13 protein-coding genes are annotated in these 14,188 nt (G+C 37.4%); all 13 read right to left on the bottom strand.

All coding sequences use genetic code 11. The features are described from left to right. Nucleotides 1-9: 9 nt before the first annotated feature. The gene (locus KO524_RS14115; protein ID WP_219294880.1) at nucleotides 10-1,761 is read right to left on the bottom strand and encodes a hypothetical protein; all 1,752 of its coding nucleotides are present in this window, start codon (nucleotides 1,759-1,761) and stop codon (nucleotides 10-12) included. Between the two features lie 61 nt (nucleotides 1,762-1,822). Next, complete coding sequence (locus KO524_RS14110) at nucleotides 1,823-2,188, bottom strand: hypothetical protein (protein ID WP_219294879.1); 366 nt, start codon at nucleotides 2,186-2,188, stop codon at nucleotides 1,823-1,825. Between the two features lie 556 nt (nucleotides 2,189-2,744). After that, a complete protein-coding gene (locus KO524_RS14105; RefSeq protein ID WP_219294878.1) occupies nucleotides 2,745-4,127 on the bottom strand; it encodes an NADH-quinone oxidoreductase subunit N in 1,383 nt (460 codons plus the stop codon). A gap of 54 nt (nucleotides 4,128-4,181) precedes the next feature. Continuing rightward, nucleotides 4,182-5,615 (bottom strand): NuoM family protein, encoded by a 1,434-nt coding sequence (locus tag KO524_RS14100; protein ID WP_219294877.1) that lies wholly within the window; start codon nucleotides 5,613-5,615, stop codon nucleotides 4,182-4,184. Between the two features lie 9 nt (nucleotides 5,616-5,624). Beyond that, complete coding sequence (gene nuoL, locus KO524_RS14095) at nucleotides 5,625-7,511, bottom strand: NADH-quinone oxidoreductase subunit L (protein ID WP_219294876.1); 1,887 nt, start codon at nucleotides 7,509-7,511, stop codon at nucleotides 5,625-5,627. A 6-nt stretch (nucleotides 7,512-7,517) separates the two neighbouring features. Continuing rightward, nucleotides 7,518-7,838: an NADH-quinone oxidoreductase subunit NuoK gene (gene nuoK, locus KO524_RS14090; protein WP_219294875.1), complete on the bottom strand. Its 321-nt coding sequence runs from the start codon at nucleotides 7,836-7,838 to the stop codon at nucleotides 7,518-7,520. Between the two features lie 2 nt (nucleotides 7,839-7,840). Beyond that, nucleotides 7,841-8,347 carry an NADH-quinone oxidoreductase subunit J gene (locus tag KO524_RS14085; protein WP_219294874.1) on the bottom strand — a complete coding sequence of 169 codons (507 nt, stop codon included), beginning with the start codon at nucleotides 8,345-8,347 and terminating at the stop codon, nucleotides 7,841-7,843. 2 nt (nucleotides 8,348-8,349) lie between these two features. Then, nucleotides 8,350-8,892, bottom strand: a complete 543-nt coding sequence (locus KO524_RS14080; RefSeq protein ID WP_219294873.1) for an NADH-quinone oxidoreductase subunit I — start codon at nucleotides 8,890-8,892, stop codon at nucleotides 8,350-8,352. Between the two features lie 5 nt (nucleotides 8,893-8,897). Beyond that, on the bottom strand, nucleotides 8,898-9,929 hold the full coding sequence (gene nuoH / locus KO524_RS14075) for an NADH-quinone oxidoreductase subunit NuoH (protein WP_219294872.1): 1,032 nt from the start codon (nucleotides 9,927-9,929) through the stop codon (nucleotides 8,898-8,900). Nucleotides 9,930-9,941: 12 nt separating this feature from the next. After that, nucleotides 9,942-10,967 (bottom strand): 2Fe-2S iron-sulfur cluster-binding protein, encoded by a 1,026-nt coding sequence (locus KO524_RS14070; RefSeq protein WP_219294871.1) that lies wholly within the window; start codon nucleotides 10,965-10,967, stop codon nucleotides 9,942-9,944. Nucleotides 10,968-11,023: 56 nt separating this feature from the next. Next, a complete protein-coding gene (nuoF, locus tag KO524_RS14065) occupies nucleotides 11,024-12,391 on the bottom strand; it encodes an NADH-quinone oxidoreductase subunit NuoF (RefSeq protein ID WP_219294870.1) in 1,368 nt (455 codons plus the stop codon). A gap of 4 nt (nucleotides 12,392-12,395) precedes the next feature. Continuing rightward, nucleotides 12,396-12,926: an NAD(P)H-dependent oxidoreductase subunit E gene (locus KO524_RS14060; protein ID WP_219294869.1), complete on the bottom strand. Its 531-nt coding sequence runs from the start codon at nucleotides 12,924-12,926 to the stop codon at nucleotides 12,396-12,398. Nucleotides 12,927-12,930: 4 nt separating this feature from the next. Next, nucleotides 12,931-14,166, bottom strand: coding sequence for an NADH-quinone oxidoreductase subunit D (locus KO524_RS14055; RefSeq protein WP_219294868.1), 1,236 nt, complete (start codon nucleotides 14,164-14,166; stop codon nucleotides 12,931-12,933). Between the last annotated feature and the right edge of the window lie 22 nt (nucleotides 14,167-14,188).

Genomic DNA, 14,188 nt, shown 5'->3' with positions numbered 1-14,188 from the left:
TTATGTCAATTATTTAGAAGTTAGGTTCTTGAATTTAAAATAAAAAGAACCAGTTATCTTTTCGATTCCGATAATTCGGGTTGCATTATTATTTATGTCACATTGAATGGTGGCTGATACTAGTATATCAGAATTTTCTAGTTCGAATTTTTTTTCTAATAAGAGTTTAGTCATTTTTGAATTGTATTTGCGATATATTAACTGATTATTTTTATTGTCTTTTATTAAAATACAGACATTTTTTTTGTTGTCAGTCTTTACATCCCAGATAGAAGTTTCTGTTAAAATTGGCTTAAATGGCGTAAGCAAGTTAAGTTTGGTTTCATTATTTGAAATTTGAGGACTAAGATTTTGAAGGCGTGTAATTTTTTCTGGAAAAAGCTGCACTGTTTTAAAAATATTTTTTTGCTCGTCAATTGATTTTTTATCGAAAATTTGTACTTCACCTGATAGTTTGTCGAAAAGGTAGAATGTCGTAGAGGAACTGGTATAAAAGGAATTTTGATAGAAATAACCTAATTTCTTTTCGGTATATATCTTTGCTAACTGGCCGATATCGAGGTATTCTAGGTTGTTTTTGTAAACTCTTAGTACCTGACTATTATTATAAAATTTTGTGTCAAACGGATTGTTATCTGAATTGTTGAGGTCGAGTTCAAAACCTTGTGCTGGCCATCCTTTGATTAAAGGAAAGGCGAAATAATTTTCAAAAAAAGGTTTGTAATAGTCGTGTACTGCTACTAAAGGAGATTTTTGTTTAACGCTATCATTGAAATCTATAGATGTTTCAAAACGGATTATATTTTTAATAGTGTTTTCATTTTGTTTTTCTATAAATAATGGCGTGTTTGCATAAAAGGCCGTTTCTCCTTCGTACCAAATATTAGGGACGGATGATGGAATAGTTGTTAGTCCGTGTTCACTAGTATAAGCATTGAGATAAATTACCCTAGCTATACCGCTATCTATTAAGTCTTCTTGAATTTTTTTCCTAAATAGGGTGTCTTCTTTTATATCGAGCATTAATTCCAAAGCTTCTGGATAATAATCGTACACTTGTTCGCCATTACTGTCATAAATTATAACGTGGTTAGTCGTAGCATCAGTTAAATATATAAATCTTCTATTTGCGTTAATTTCTCTTGGATTTACTAGATTCTTTGAGTTTAGAAGTATTTCGTGGTCCCAAAAAGTGTTTTTAGTAGTTTTGTCCTTTTGTTTTTCATCCGTTAATTCTATACATTTTTGGATATCAGTATTGTCAATAATGGATATTATAGATTCAGAATTAACGGCAGTACCCGATAGAGGGTTGATGCTGTGAAAAAAACCAACTTCTATGTTTATTTTATGAAGTAAGGGATAGCTTAAGTTAAACGTAGCTTGATAGTCGATAAGGGTGCGGAAAAACTGGGAGGTGTCATAAATAATGTAGGAAAAATCATTAAGATTGATGCCTTTTAAGGAGTTTAAATAATCGGTACTCTGTTTTTGATTTTCACCGTCGACTATTAAGACAACTTCTTTGTTTTGTGCTTTAAGCAGTGAGGTAGATATCCAAATTCCACTTTCACATCTAGGGCATGCGGCAGGTCGAAAATGTAATACGTAAATTTCTTTTTGTTTCAGGCCCATTTGAGAGAAAGAGTTTACGATTTTTTTTTCTTGTCCACATTTTGGAGAAATTTGCATGATATGATCTTGTGAATATCCTTGAGTTAGATATAGTAATAAGAAAAGACAATAGAAAGTTTTTTTCATTTCTGTTTTATTCTTGAAGAAGGGTATGGTTTAAGATACCCTTCTTTTCTTGTTAAGATTATTAGTTAACTTTTTCAAAGAGAATGTCTTTTCCTAGTATGTTACCTTCCCTATCAAATGATCCTGATAAGGCGATCACTTTTAAAATGTGGTTCGTTGTGTCATCAAGTATGTTTACTTTGACTACTTCACCAACTTGTAATCGAGTGTCTCTAGTAAATGCTCTGGTCAACATGGCACAATGCACTCTATCCGTGTTTGGACATACGGTACTCCATGGTCCCATGTCTTTAAGGCCTCCAGAACCGAGTACAACTATTTGTTTTGTGAAAGTTTCTGATTTTTTCTCTGTAATTGGTTCGCCAGCAATGGCAGTTAAGGAGAGAAAAAGACCTAATAATGCTAGGGTGATTTTAGTTTTTGTCATAATGTGTAAAATTTAGTGATTGTGAATTCTGCTTATATTTTTGTAAGTCACTGTTAAATGTAGTTAATTTGTTTTTATGTATCTAGTTGTTTATTAGATTTTCTTATTCTGTTTTTAAATAAAGGAGATGAATAATGAGGAAAGAAGGCATTAATAAGTTATATTTAAAAAGAGGCATCTCTTGAAATCTTTTTTATTTTTAAATTCCTCGGTTTTGTTGCATGGCAGTACAATTGCTTTAATGTGGCAATAAAATGATTTTAAGAAGAAAAACTTTAGGGACTTAGCGGTTATGATTTTTGATTTTAGTAATAAAATAGACTTATAAGTACGTTGTTTTTTTAACAAAACTAAGTGCGTAGAACTTTGAAAGTCGGTGTGTCCGAAATTGCTTAAAATATACCGATATCTATATTTTACATATTGGTTTATAAGAGTTGTCATCTGAAACTAAAAGATATAAAAATTATAAGGTGACTATTTCATAGTTTGAATGAGCAAAAAAAAAGACCGTCTCTTTCGAAACGGTCCTTTTCAGTTGTTGATCTGTTTTTGTTTATTTTATCATATCTAAAATAATCGAAGGATAAATTCCTATAACGATATTGATAGTTATGGATATGATTCCTACGGCGTAATACGCCATTGGAACTTTGATCGGTTCTGTTTGATCGGTTTCCTCGTTTTTAGAGTAGAGTACTGCGATAACTTTAAAGTAGTAATAGATACTGATAAAAGAGTTGATCGCTCCAAAAATCACTAAGGTCAATTGGTTGTTTTCAAGCGCTTGAGAAAACAAGAAGAACTTACCAAAGAAACCGGCAAAGATTGGAATACCTCCCATAGAAAGTAGTGAGGCGGTTAAAATACCAGCCAATAGTGGGTTGGTTTTACCCAATCCTTTAAACAACGACAACAATTCTTCGTCTTTGTTTTTGGTAACCAAAATGACTACGGAGAATGCAGCAATACCCGCGATAGCATACGCTACGGCATAGTAGAATAAACTCGGTGCAGAATTGCCCAGGTTTACCAAAGCCATCATCATAAAACCGGCATGTGAAATACCAGAATACGCCAATAAACGTTTGATGTTATCTTGACGTAGCGCCATGATATTACCAACGGTCATGGTTAGTATGGCGATAACAACTATGGCCGTCATATAATTGCTAGGCATCGTAACCGTAAGGCTTACGCTTAGCTTGTATAAAGTGGCAACTGCTACTACTTTAGCCAGAGTACTCATCATCGCTGTCGTTAAGCTTGGAGCGCCTTGATACACGTCTGGAGCCCAGAAGTGGAAAGGAACCGCAGCAATTTTAAACAACATTCCGATGATCATCATCAGTACGCCAATTTTATACCATGCAGGAATAGCTCCTGTCGCAATAATGCGGAATATTTCGTGTAAATCAAAAGAGCCTGTTGCACCGTAAATCAAGGCGATACCGAATAGAATTACCCCTGAGGCAAACGAGCCCAAAAGAAAGTATTTCATACCCGCTTCATTGCTCTTGATGTGGGTTCTGTTGCTACCAGCTAGAATGTATAAGGTGATCGATAGAATTTCTAATCCCAAGAAAAACATCGCCATATTACCAAAACTCACCATAGAAACAGCGCCTAAGAGTAGGAATAGTTTTAGGGATACATAATCGGAAATCTTTAAGGCGTCTTCATTTTCGTAGAAATTGGTACTTAAGGCAACCAAAAAGGTGGTTAGTACAATAAACAAACTAGAAAAAGCTACCGAAAAGGAATCGACAACAATCATGTTGTTGTAAAAAGATTCGGTGACGTTTAGGTTATTTAGCGTGATACCCAGTATGGCTAAAAGCCCGATGACGGTCATAGGGACTATTAATTTTCTCAAATTAACAATCTCTACTACCAGTACTAAAACCGCTAATGCTGCAATCGCTATTATTGTGTTCATTGGTGTTATTTAGGATTTATGATATTCGGATTTGATCCGAGTTCCATTATACTGTTACTTAATTTGTGATACGATTTCTATCAAACTCGGCGTGATTAAATCGGTGATTGGTTTTGGATATATACCCAAGAACAACACTACTGCTGCTAAGATTACCAATACAAATCCTTCATTAAAGTTTAGATCTGCAAAAGGTTTGCTGTTGGTTTCACCCAACATCACTTTTTGGAACATTCTCAACATATAGAAAGCACCAAAAATGATACTACTACCTCCGATTACCGCATACCATATATTGATTTGAGATAGACCGAATAACAAAGAGAACTCACCGACAAAACTAAAAGTTCCCGGTAGACCTACAGATGCAAACATCAAAATCATAAACAGGGATGATAAAACAATTGCTTGCTGACGAATACCGCCCAACTCACCTATATTTCTAGTTTGATATCTTCTGTATATGATTTCTGCAATAAAGAACAAACCTACTATAACAAATCCGTGAGCCAACATTTGGTAAACGGCACCGCGCAAACCGTCTAGGGTAAGTGTATACGTTCCCGCAGCGATTAATCCAACGTGTGATAACGAAGAGTAAGCAAAGAAACGTTTGATGTTCGATTGTCTTAAGGCTACGATAGCGCCATAAACCACTCCGATTAAACTCAAAACGATGATGGTACTCATCAAGTCTTTCGCCGCTTGTGGAGCGATTGGAATTTGCCAACGTATAATCGAGTACAATCCCATTTTTAGCATAATACCCGATAAAAGCATGGTTCCTACAGTAGGTGCTTTTTCATAAGTAGATGCCTGCCAAGTATGGAAAGGAAAAATAGGAATCTTGATGGCGTAAGCCAAGAAGAAAGCTAAGAAAATCCAATACTGTTCGTTGGCAGTAAGCGATACATTATATAAATCTTGTAATAAGAAACTGCCGGCTTTTTGATATAAGTAGATAAAAGCTACCAACATAAATATCGAACCTGCAAAGGTATAGATGAAAAACTTAAGTATAGCTTTTTTACGTTCTTCAAAAGTATCATTACCCCAAAGCAAGGCGATGAAATAGATCGGAATCAAGGCCAACTCCCAGAAGATATAATATAAGAAACCGTCAGAAGCCAAAAATGTTCCAGTCATGGCAAAGGACATAAAAACAACCAAACCGTAAAACGATTTTGATTTTTCAATAGCAGTACCAAATGAAGAAAGAACAATAAGTGGCGTCAATAGCGTCGTTAGTAAAACCAAAGCCAAAGCCAATCCATCTGCTTTTAAAGCAAAGAAGATGTTGGGTTTATTCATCCATTGCACTACATATCCAGCATCAACCCCTTGAAGGTGTTGATTGATCAATAGTAAAGTTTCTGCAAAAGCGATAACTCCAACAAGAAGTGCTACTTTCGGAGCCATTTTGTTACCGGAGAGATAAGTTGCCAATGCGCCAACTAGTAAAGTGATTAATAGTATCGTTACGTTCATTTTTATAAATTAACTTGCAATGAATAAATAGTAAAATAAGAAACAAATTCCGAATACAAAGGCAAATAAATATAAGCCAATATTTCCGTTTTGCGCTCTTTTTCCTTGTAGGGATAGTCCGTCCGCAATTTTAGCTAAGCCAAATACCGTTTGTGAAATACCCACTTCAACAAAATCTTTAAAGAAAGTCGCCAAACCGTAAATAGGGGCAACAATCACTTTCATATAGATTTCGTCGATATAATATTTGTTGTAAAGTGTTTTGTGGAAACCGCTGATTTGCTCATCGGCAACAGGTACTTCTGATTTTTTGATATACTTGTTGTAAGCAATACCCAATCCGATTAAAGCACCAATGATCGCTAAAGCCATTAAGATATATTCGGTCATTCCCATTACGTGAGGATGTGCCGCTGCATTGTTTTTGATCACAGGAGCTAAGAACCCGTTTAACCAACTGTTGCCAGGTAAACTTATCGCACCCCCAACTACAGACAATACTCCCAATACAATAAGGGGAATAGTCATCGACGAAGGACTCTCGTGTAAGTGCTCTTTTTGTGCTGCTGTTCCTCTAAAATCTTTAAAGAAAGTAAGGTACAATAAGCGGAACATATAAAATGCTGTGAATATAGAAGCGACAGCTCCCAATACCCAAAGTATGATGTTTTCGTGAAAAGCCACCATTAAAATTTCGTCCTTAGAGAAGAAACCTGCAAATGGAGGTATACCTGAAATGGCCAAAGTAGCCAATAAGAAAGTAATATAAGTTACTTTCATATATTTTCTTAAACCACCCATTTGTCTCATATCCTGTTCGCCGCCCATAGCATGGATAACCGAACCAGAACCCAAGAACAAACAAGCCTTAAAGAAAGCATGTGTAATTACGTGGAATACGGCAATTTCGTAAGCACCAAAACCGATAGCCATAAACATCAATCCCAACTGAGAAACGGTTGAATAGGCCAACACTTTTTTGATATCGTTTTGAACCAAACCGATTGAAGCAGCAAAGATGGCTGTACAGGCACCAACGATCGCGATGATATTTTGAACTTGAGGAGCTAAGTCGAACAAGAAGTTTAAACGGGTAATCATAAAGATACCTGCGGTAACCATGGTAGCCGCGTGAATTAATGCGGATACTGGAGTTGGTCCAGCCATCGCGTCTGGCAACCAAGTATATAGTGGAATCTGAGCACTTTTACCTGCAGCTCCAATAAATAGAGCCAAGGTAGCATAGCCAATCCAAGTATTTACGTGATGCGTAGTTCCGTTAACCAAAGCTTCTTTAATGGTCATATAATCCAAAGTTTGGAACAAATAACCCAAGATAAAAACTCCAATCAAAAAGCCCAAATCCCCAATACGGTTCATGATAAAAGCTTTTTTTGCAGCGTCGTTATACGATTGGTTTTTATGCCAAAACCCGATTAGTAGGTAAGAACAAAGTCCAACACCTTCCCATCCGATAAACATGATTAATAAATTGCTTCCCATGACCAACAAGATCATAAAGAAGATAAATAGGTTTAGATAGGCGAAAAACTTATGGAAGTTTTCGTCTCCCTTCATATAGCTCGTCGAGTATAAGTGAATCAGTGTTCCGATTCCCGTTACAAACAACAGCCATAAAATAGACAATTGATCGATTAAAAAACCAAAGGAAATAGAGAATTTCTCTAAGGCCATCCAGTCAAATAAATGAATTTGTATTGCTTGCTGTGTTTGGTTGATTTGAAAAAACAACATCACACTGATAATAAAGGAAACGAATACCGAAGCCGTTCCTATAATTCCCGAAGCACTACCTAATTTTTTTCCGAAGAAAAAGGTCGTTAGAAACCCCAGTAAAGGGACTATTAATAAGAGTAAAATTACGTTTGTATCCATTCGGGATTATCCTTTTAAGTTTTTTAAATTGTCAATGTCGATAGATCCGATATTTCTGTATATCGATACCAAAATGGCTAAACCTACAGCAACTTCCGCCGCCGCTACAGCCATAGTGAAAAATACAAAAACCTGCCCCGAGGCATCTTGATGTAAGGTTGAAAAGGCTACCAACAGCAAATTGGCAGAGTTCAACATGATTTCTATAGACATAAACATGACTATGGCATTTCTTCTATATAAGATTCCAAATACACCTACGCAAAACAGTATAACTGATAAGTAGATATACGATTCGATTCCGATTATTTCTAAAACTCTTTCCATAATTAAGCGGTTTTATTATCTTTTTTAGAAATTAATACAGCCCCAATCATCGATAATAACAACAAGACTGCTGCCATTTCAAAGGGAACTACATATTCATTGAGTAGTACTTGTCCCAAAACTTTAATCGATTGAAAGTCTTCACCAGAGTTTTGATAGCTTTCAACAATTGGATTTGCTTTCATAATCGCTGCAATAAAAACCAAACCGATTAAGCAGAATGCTACAGTAGCGGTTAATTTCACTACTATGGGTTTTTGAATCTCCGTACTGATGTTGAGGTTCATTAACATGATGGTAAACAACATCAAGATCATGATCGCACCCGAATAAACCATAATGTGTACCATACCCAGAAACTGAGCATTTAATAAAATATAATGACCAGCTATAGAGAAAAAACTGACCACTAACCAAATAGCGCTGTGGATTGGGTTTTTACTCAAGATGGTTAAAGCTGCACTTCCGATAGTTAGTGTCGAAAGAATATAAAATAGAATTTCTATCATAATTACGCTTGATTCTGTTTAGTGTTTTGAATGGCTGCATCTAAAGGCATCACCAACTTATCTTTTCCATAGATAAAATCTTCGCGGTTCATGCTTGATTTTACGATGGTTTGTGATTTCGTCAAGTAAATCGCTTGTTTTGGACAGGCTTCTTCACACAAACCACAAAATATACAACGCAACATGTTGATCTCGTAGATCTCAGCATATTTTTCTTCGCGGTATAAGTGTTTTTCTTCTGCAGTACGTTCAGCGGACTTCATCGAAATGGCTTCTGCTGGGCAAGATAGGGCACATAGGCCACAAGCGGTACAGCGTTCACGTCCTTCTTCGTCGCGCATCAAGGTATGGCGTCCTCTGTAAACAGGACTAAATGGACGCGTCATCTCTGGATAACTGATCGTTACTTTCTTTTTGAATAAATGTTTAAAAGTAACCATCATCCCTTTGATAATCGCCACAAGGTAAATCTTCTCCGACCAGGTCATGGTCGTGTTGGTTACCTGTTTTTTTCTGCCTGATAATGAAATAGTATCTAAAGCCATGTTTTTTATTTTAAGAGTAAGATAACTACTGCTGTAATAATAATATTAAATAGTGCCAATGGAATCAAGTTTTTCCAACCTAAATTCATCAATTGATCGTAACGGAAACGCGGTATAGTCCAACGTACCCACATATATACAAAGATGAAAAAACAGATTTTGATAAACAAGACGATGATTCCAATGATATTGGCTGGATTTACTCCCCAGTTGGTCACTGCCCAATCCATTCCCGGATAGTTGTATCCACCGAAATATAAAACCGCTATAATCGTTGACGAGATAAACATACTGGCGTATTCTGCAAATAGGAAGAATCCCATTCTCATCGAAGAATATTCGGTATGGTATCCACCGATTAACTCTTGCTCACATTCTGCAAGGTCAAAAGGAGTTCTATTGGTTTCTGCAAACGAACATACCAAGAATATTAGGAAACCTAAAGGTTGGTAAAATACGTTCCAGTTCATGCCCGATTGTTGTAGGGAAATTTCTCTTAAACTCAAGGTTTGTGTCATCATCAACAAAGCGATGATCGAAAGTCCCATAGCTACCTCATACGAAATCATTTGAGAAGCGGCACGCATGGCGCTCATCAAAGAAAACTTATTGTTGGAAGCCCATCCACCAATCATGATTCCGTATACACTAACTGATAATACGGCAAATACATAAAGCATGGCCACATTGATATCAGTTACTTGTAGGAGAATATCTCTGCCGAAAAGGTGTAAACGATCTCCCCATGGAATAACAGCACTAGTCATCAGTGCGACAGTCATGGAAATGGTTGGTCCTAAAATAAATAAAAATTTATTAGGAGTGTCTGGAGCGTATTCCTCTTTGGAGAATAGTTTAAGTCCGTCAGCAAGAGGTTGTAAAATTCCGCCTTTACCAGCTCTGTTAGGGCCGATTCGATCCTGTATCCAAGCGGCGATTTTACGTTCCGCTAAGGTCGAATACATGGCCATTACCATAGTGATGGCAAAAACGATAAGGATAATGACACCCTTTTCAATGATGATAGTATTGTCCATTTTTGAATGAAATTATTTTTTTGATTCCTCTGCTTTAAAAGGGATGTTTTTCATACTGATCTTATAACGATCTTGATCACGACCCTTTAAGATTTGCGCTTCTGTATTGATAACGACTTTGTCTAGTGGTCTTGTATAATTGTTTTGGTTGATAACCGAAAATTTTTCGAATTTTCTCGGTCCTTCAATAACCCAATCTTTAGTGTCTTTGTGGTCGAAACGACATTCGTTACAGATGAACTCTTCGACTTCATGGTAGATGTCTTTACGCGCAGTCACTCTTTGGATTTCGTCACCAAACATCCAAAGCGTTGTTTTACCACAACATTTATCGCAATCTCTATGGGCATTAAATGGTTTGTTAAACCAAACACGTGATTTGAAACGGAAGGTTTTATCAGTCAAAGCTCCAACAGGACAAACGTCAATCATGTTTCCAGAAAATTCATTGTCTATTGCTGCCGTTACACAAGTTGAAATTTGGGAATGGTCACCACGGTTTAATACGCCGTGAACACGTCCATCGGTAATTTGATCAGCTGTCATCACACAACGGTAGCACAAAATACAACGATTCATATGCAGTTGAATCTTGTCACCGATATTCTCCGGTTCGAAAGTTCTTTTTTCCTCTTTAAATCGAGTCGCTTCCTTTCCGTTGTTGTAACTAAGGTTTTGTAAATCACATTCCCCTGCTTGATCACATACAGGGCAATCTAGTGGGTGGTTGATCAACAAAAATTCCGTAACTGATTTTCTGGCTTCGACAACTCTCGGTGACGAAATGCTTTTTACTTCCATACCGTCCATAACTCCTGTTACACAAGAAGCCATCAACTTAGGCATAGGACGGGGATCGGCCTCGCTTCCTTTGGCCACTTCGACCAAACAGCAACGGCATTTTCCGCCACTTCCCTTTAATTTGGAATAGTAACACATAGCAGGAGGAACTGATTCTCCTCCAATCATTCTGGCTGCTTGTAGAATAGTTGTTCCTGGTTCTACCTCGATTTCATGTCCGTCTATTGTAACTTTCATAACTATATGTTTTAGGTTCAAAGTTTGCGAACAAAGCTTCAAACGTAGGCTTTAATTTATATGGTTTCTTTTGAAATCAAGTGCTTCACGCTTTCAAAGGGTTCTGCAACATAATGATCTCTGTTTTTAATTTTTTCAGGGAATAGAATATGGTATTCAAATTCTTCTCTGAAATGACGTATAGCCGCTGCTACTGGCCAAGCTGCAGCATCTCCTAAAGGACAAATGGTATTTCCTTCAATCTTACCTTGGATGTCCCATAGTAAATCGATATCCTCCATGTTTCCTGTTCCCGTTTCTATACGGTGCAATACTTTTTCCATCCAACCGGTTCCTTCTCTACACGGCGAACATTGTCCACAGCTTTCATGAGCATAAAAACGAGCAAAATTCCAAGTATTTCTAACGATACAAGCGGTGTCGTTATAAACGATAAATCCCCCAGAACCCATAGATGATCCTGTGGCAAATCCACCATCTCCAAGAGATTCATAGGTCATTAATCGGTCTTCTCCTGTTGCTGTTTTATAAATCAAATGTGCAGGTAAGATTGGCACAGATGAACCTCCTGGAATTAATGCTTTTATAGGTCTGTCGTCTATCATACCGCCCAAATACTCGTCGGAATTGATAAATTCTTCAACCGTTATACCCATTTCAATTTCGTAAACACCGGGATTTTTGATATGTCCAGAAGCAGAAATTAATTTGGTACCCGTTGAACGGCCTACACCGATTTTGGCGTATTCTTCTCCAGAATTCATAACAATCCAAGGCACATTGGCAATGGATTCTACGTTGTTTACTACCGTTGGGTTTTTCCATAAACCACTAACAGCAGGGAAAGGAGGTTTGATACGAGGATTTCCTCTTTTTCCTTCTAAAGATTCAATCAAAGCGGTCTCTTCACCACAGATATAAGCACCCGCTCCACAATGTACATGTAGGTCAAGGTGATAATCTGTTCCCAAGATGTTTTGACCCAACCAACCCGCGTCATAAGCTTCCTTAATGGCGCGTTCTAATATTTTATAAACCCACATATATTCTCCTCTGATGTAGATATAAGAAAGATGTGCGCCTAAGGCATAACTAGAGGTGATCATTCCTTCAATTAATAAGTGAGGAATGTATTCCATTAAAAATCGGTCTTTAAAAGTTCCCGGTTCGGACTCATCGGCATTACAAACCAAATGTCTTGGATTGCCCGATTTTTTGTCGATAAAACTCCATTTTAATCCTACGGGAAATCCTGCTCCACCACGACCTCGTAATCCTGAAGTTTTTACTTCTTCTGTAATTTCGTCGGGTTGCATGGTTTTTAATGCCTTCTCTACAGAGGCATAACCTCCGTTTTGACGGTAAACTTCATAAGTTTTTATACCCGGAATATTGATCTTATCTAATAATATTTTTTTTCCCATGATATTATTTGTCGTGAAGAATTATTTTACCTGCTTTGCAGTCTTCTATAATTTGATCGATTTTTTCTTTGGTAAGATGCTCTTGGTAGTAATCTCCCAATTGCATCATTGGTGCATATCCACAAGCGCCTAGGCATTGAACACCAACTACAGAAAACATACCGTCAGCTGTTGTTTCTCCTGGGGCAATTTGTAGTTTTTCACAAGCATACTCCAACATATCGTCTGCACCGCGCAAACCACAGCAGGAAGTAAGGCAAAATTCAAACATATATTTACCCATCGGTTTTTGGTTGTACATGGAGTAGAAGGTAACTACTTCATATACTTCAATAGGGCGGATGTGTAGTATTTCTGCGACAACATCCATTAAGTCTGTACTCAACCAATTGTCGTGAGCATCTTGCACTTCGTGTAAAACGGGAAGTAAAGCAGATTTTCGTTTATCGGCTGGGTAATGGCTAATCAATTCGTCTATACGAGCTTGAAGAGCCGGTGTGATATTTATAGTTTGTTTGTGAGCGGTCTTTTCCATATTCTTAAGCGTCTAATTCTCCTGCGATAACATTCATACTCGATAAGGTGATGATGGCATCGGACAACATTTGTCCTTGAACCATATCGTTATACGCTTGGTAATATATAAAACAAGGTCTTCTAAAGTGTAGTCTATAAGGTGTGCGACTTCCGTTGGTAATCAGGTAATACCCCAATTCACCATTTCCTCCTTCAACCGGTTGATATACTTCTGTGTTTGGAACGGGTATCTCTCCCATCACAATTTTAAAGTGGTAAATCAAGGCTTCCATGTTTTGGTAAACATCTTCTTTTGGAGGTAGGTAATATTCTGGAACATCAGCGTGATAAGGGCCTTCTGGCATTTTGTCCAACGCCTGTCTAATGATTTTTAAACTTTCCCATACTTCGGCATTACGAACGGTAAAACGGTCGTAGCAATCTCCATTTTGTCCAACAGGGATATCGAATTCGAAATCTTCGTAGGAGCAATAGGGTTGCATCACTCGGATGTCGTAATCTACACCTGCAGCACGTAAGTTTGGACCAGTAAAACCGTAACTAATAGCTTTTTCAGCAGTAATGCCTCCAACGCCTATGGTACGGTCCATAAAAATCCTATTTCTTTCGAGTAGGCCTTCAAACTCTTTCCAAATCGCTGGGAATTCCGCTAAGAATTCATCAATCTTTCGGAAAGCAGCAGGGCTCCATTCTCTTTCAAATCCACCTATACGTCCCATATTCGTAGTTAATCGGGCACCACAGATTTCTTCGTAAATCTCATATATTTTTTCGCGGTATTGGAAAACGTATAAGAAACCGGTTAAGGCACCGGTATCTACACCCATTACCGAACTACAAATAATGTGATCGGCAATACGAGCCAATTCCATAATTATAACGCGTAGATATTGAACGCGTTTAGGGATTTCGATTCCCAATGCTTTTTCCACAGTCATCCACCAACCGGTATTGTTGATTGGAGAAGAACAATAGTTAAGTCGATCGGTTAAAACATTGACTTGATAAAAAGGTCTGTTTTCCGCAATTTTCTCAAATGCACGGTGTATATAACCTACGGTTCCTTCTCCATCGATTATTTTTTCTCCATCCATCAATAAGATGTTTTGAAAAATACCGTGGGTAGCAGGATGCGTAGGACCTAGGTTAAGAATAGATAATTCCGTTCCGTCCTCTTTTAAACGTTCTTCGATGAGCTTCGCATATCGATGCTCTGGTGGTAATAATAGGTCTGACATAGTTTGGTTGTAGTCTTATTTC

It is taken from the genome of Flavobacterium sp. NKUCC04_CG, assembly GCF_019345525.1.
In the GTDB taxonomy this organism is placed as follows: Bacteria; Bacteroidota; Bacteroidia; order Flavobacteriales; family Flavobacteriaceae; genus Flavobacterium.
The sequence above is the reverse complement of the archived record's forward strand: the minus strand, read 5'-3'. Positions and strand labels throughout refer to the sequence as shown.

Coding starts and splice junctions, on each gene's coding strand:
- KO524_RS14060 (WP_219294869.1), bottom strand. CDS start 12,926: ATGGAAAAGACCGCTCACAAACAAACTATAAATATCACACCGGCTCTT.
- nuoL (WP_219294876.1), bottom strand. CDS start 7,511: ATGGATACAAACGTAATTTTACTCTTATTAATAGTCCCTTTACTGGGG.
- KO524_RS14110 (WP_219294879.1), bottom strand. CDS start 2,188: ATGACAAAAACTAAAATCACCCTAGCATTATTAGGTCTTTTTCTCTCC.
- KO524_RS14085 (WP_219294874.1), bottom strand. CDS start 8,347: ATGATAGAAATTCTATTTTATATTCTTTCGACACTAACTATCGGAAGT.
- nuoF (WP_219294870.1), bottom strand. CDS start 12,391: ATGGGAAAAAAAATATTATTAGATAAGATCAATATTCCGGGTATAAAA.
- nuoK (WP_219294875.1), bottom strand. CDS start 7,838: ATGGAAAGAGTTTTAGAAATAATCGGAATCGAATCGTATATCTACTTA.
- KO524_RS14100 (WP_219294877.1), bottom strand. CDS start 5,615: ATGAACGTAACGATACTATTAATCACTTTACTAGTTGGCGCATTGGCA.
- KO524_RS14115 (WP_219294880.1), bottom strand. CDS start 1,761: ATGAAAAAAACTTTCTATTGTCTTTTCTTATTACTATATCTAACTCAA.
- KO524_RS14070 (WP_219294871.1), bottom strand. CDS start 10,967: ATGAAAGTTACAATAGACGGACATGAAATCGAGGTAGAACCAGGAACA.
- KO524_RS14055 (WP_219294868.1), bottom strand. CDS start 14,166: ATGTCAGACCTATTATTACCACCAGAGCATCGATATGCGAAGCTCATC.
- KO524_RS14105 (WP_219294878.1), bottom strand. CDS start 4,127: ATGAACACAATAATAGCGATTGCAGCATTAGCGGTTTTAGTACTGGTA.
- nuoH (WP_219294872.1), bottom strand. CDS start 9,929: ATGGACAATACTATCATCATTGAAAAGGGTGTCATTATCCTTATCGTT.
- KO524_RS14080 (WP_219294873.1), bottom strand. CDS start 8,892: ATGGCTTTAGATACTATTTCATTATCAGGCAGAAAAAAACAGGTAACC.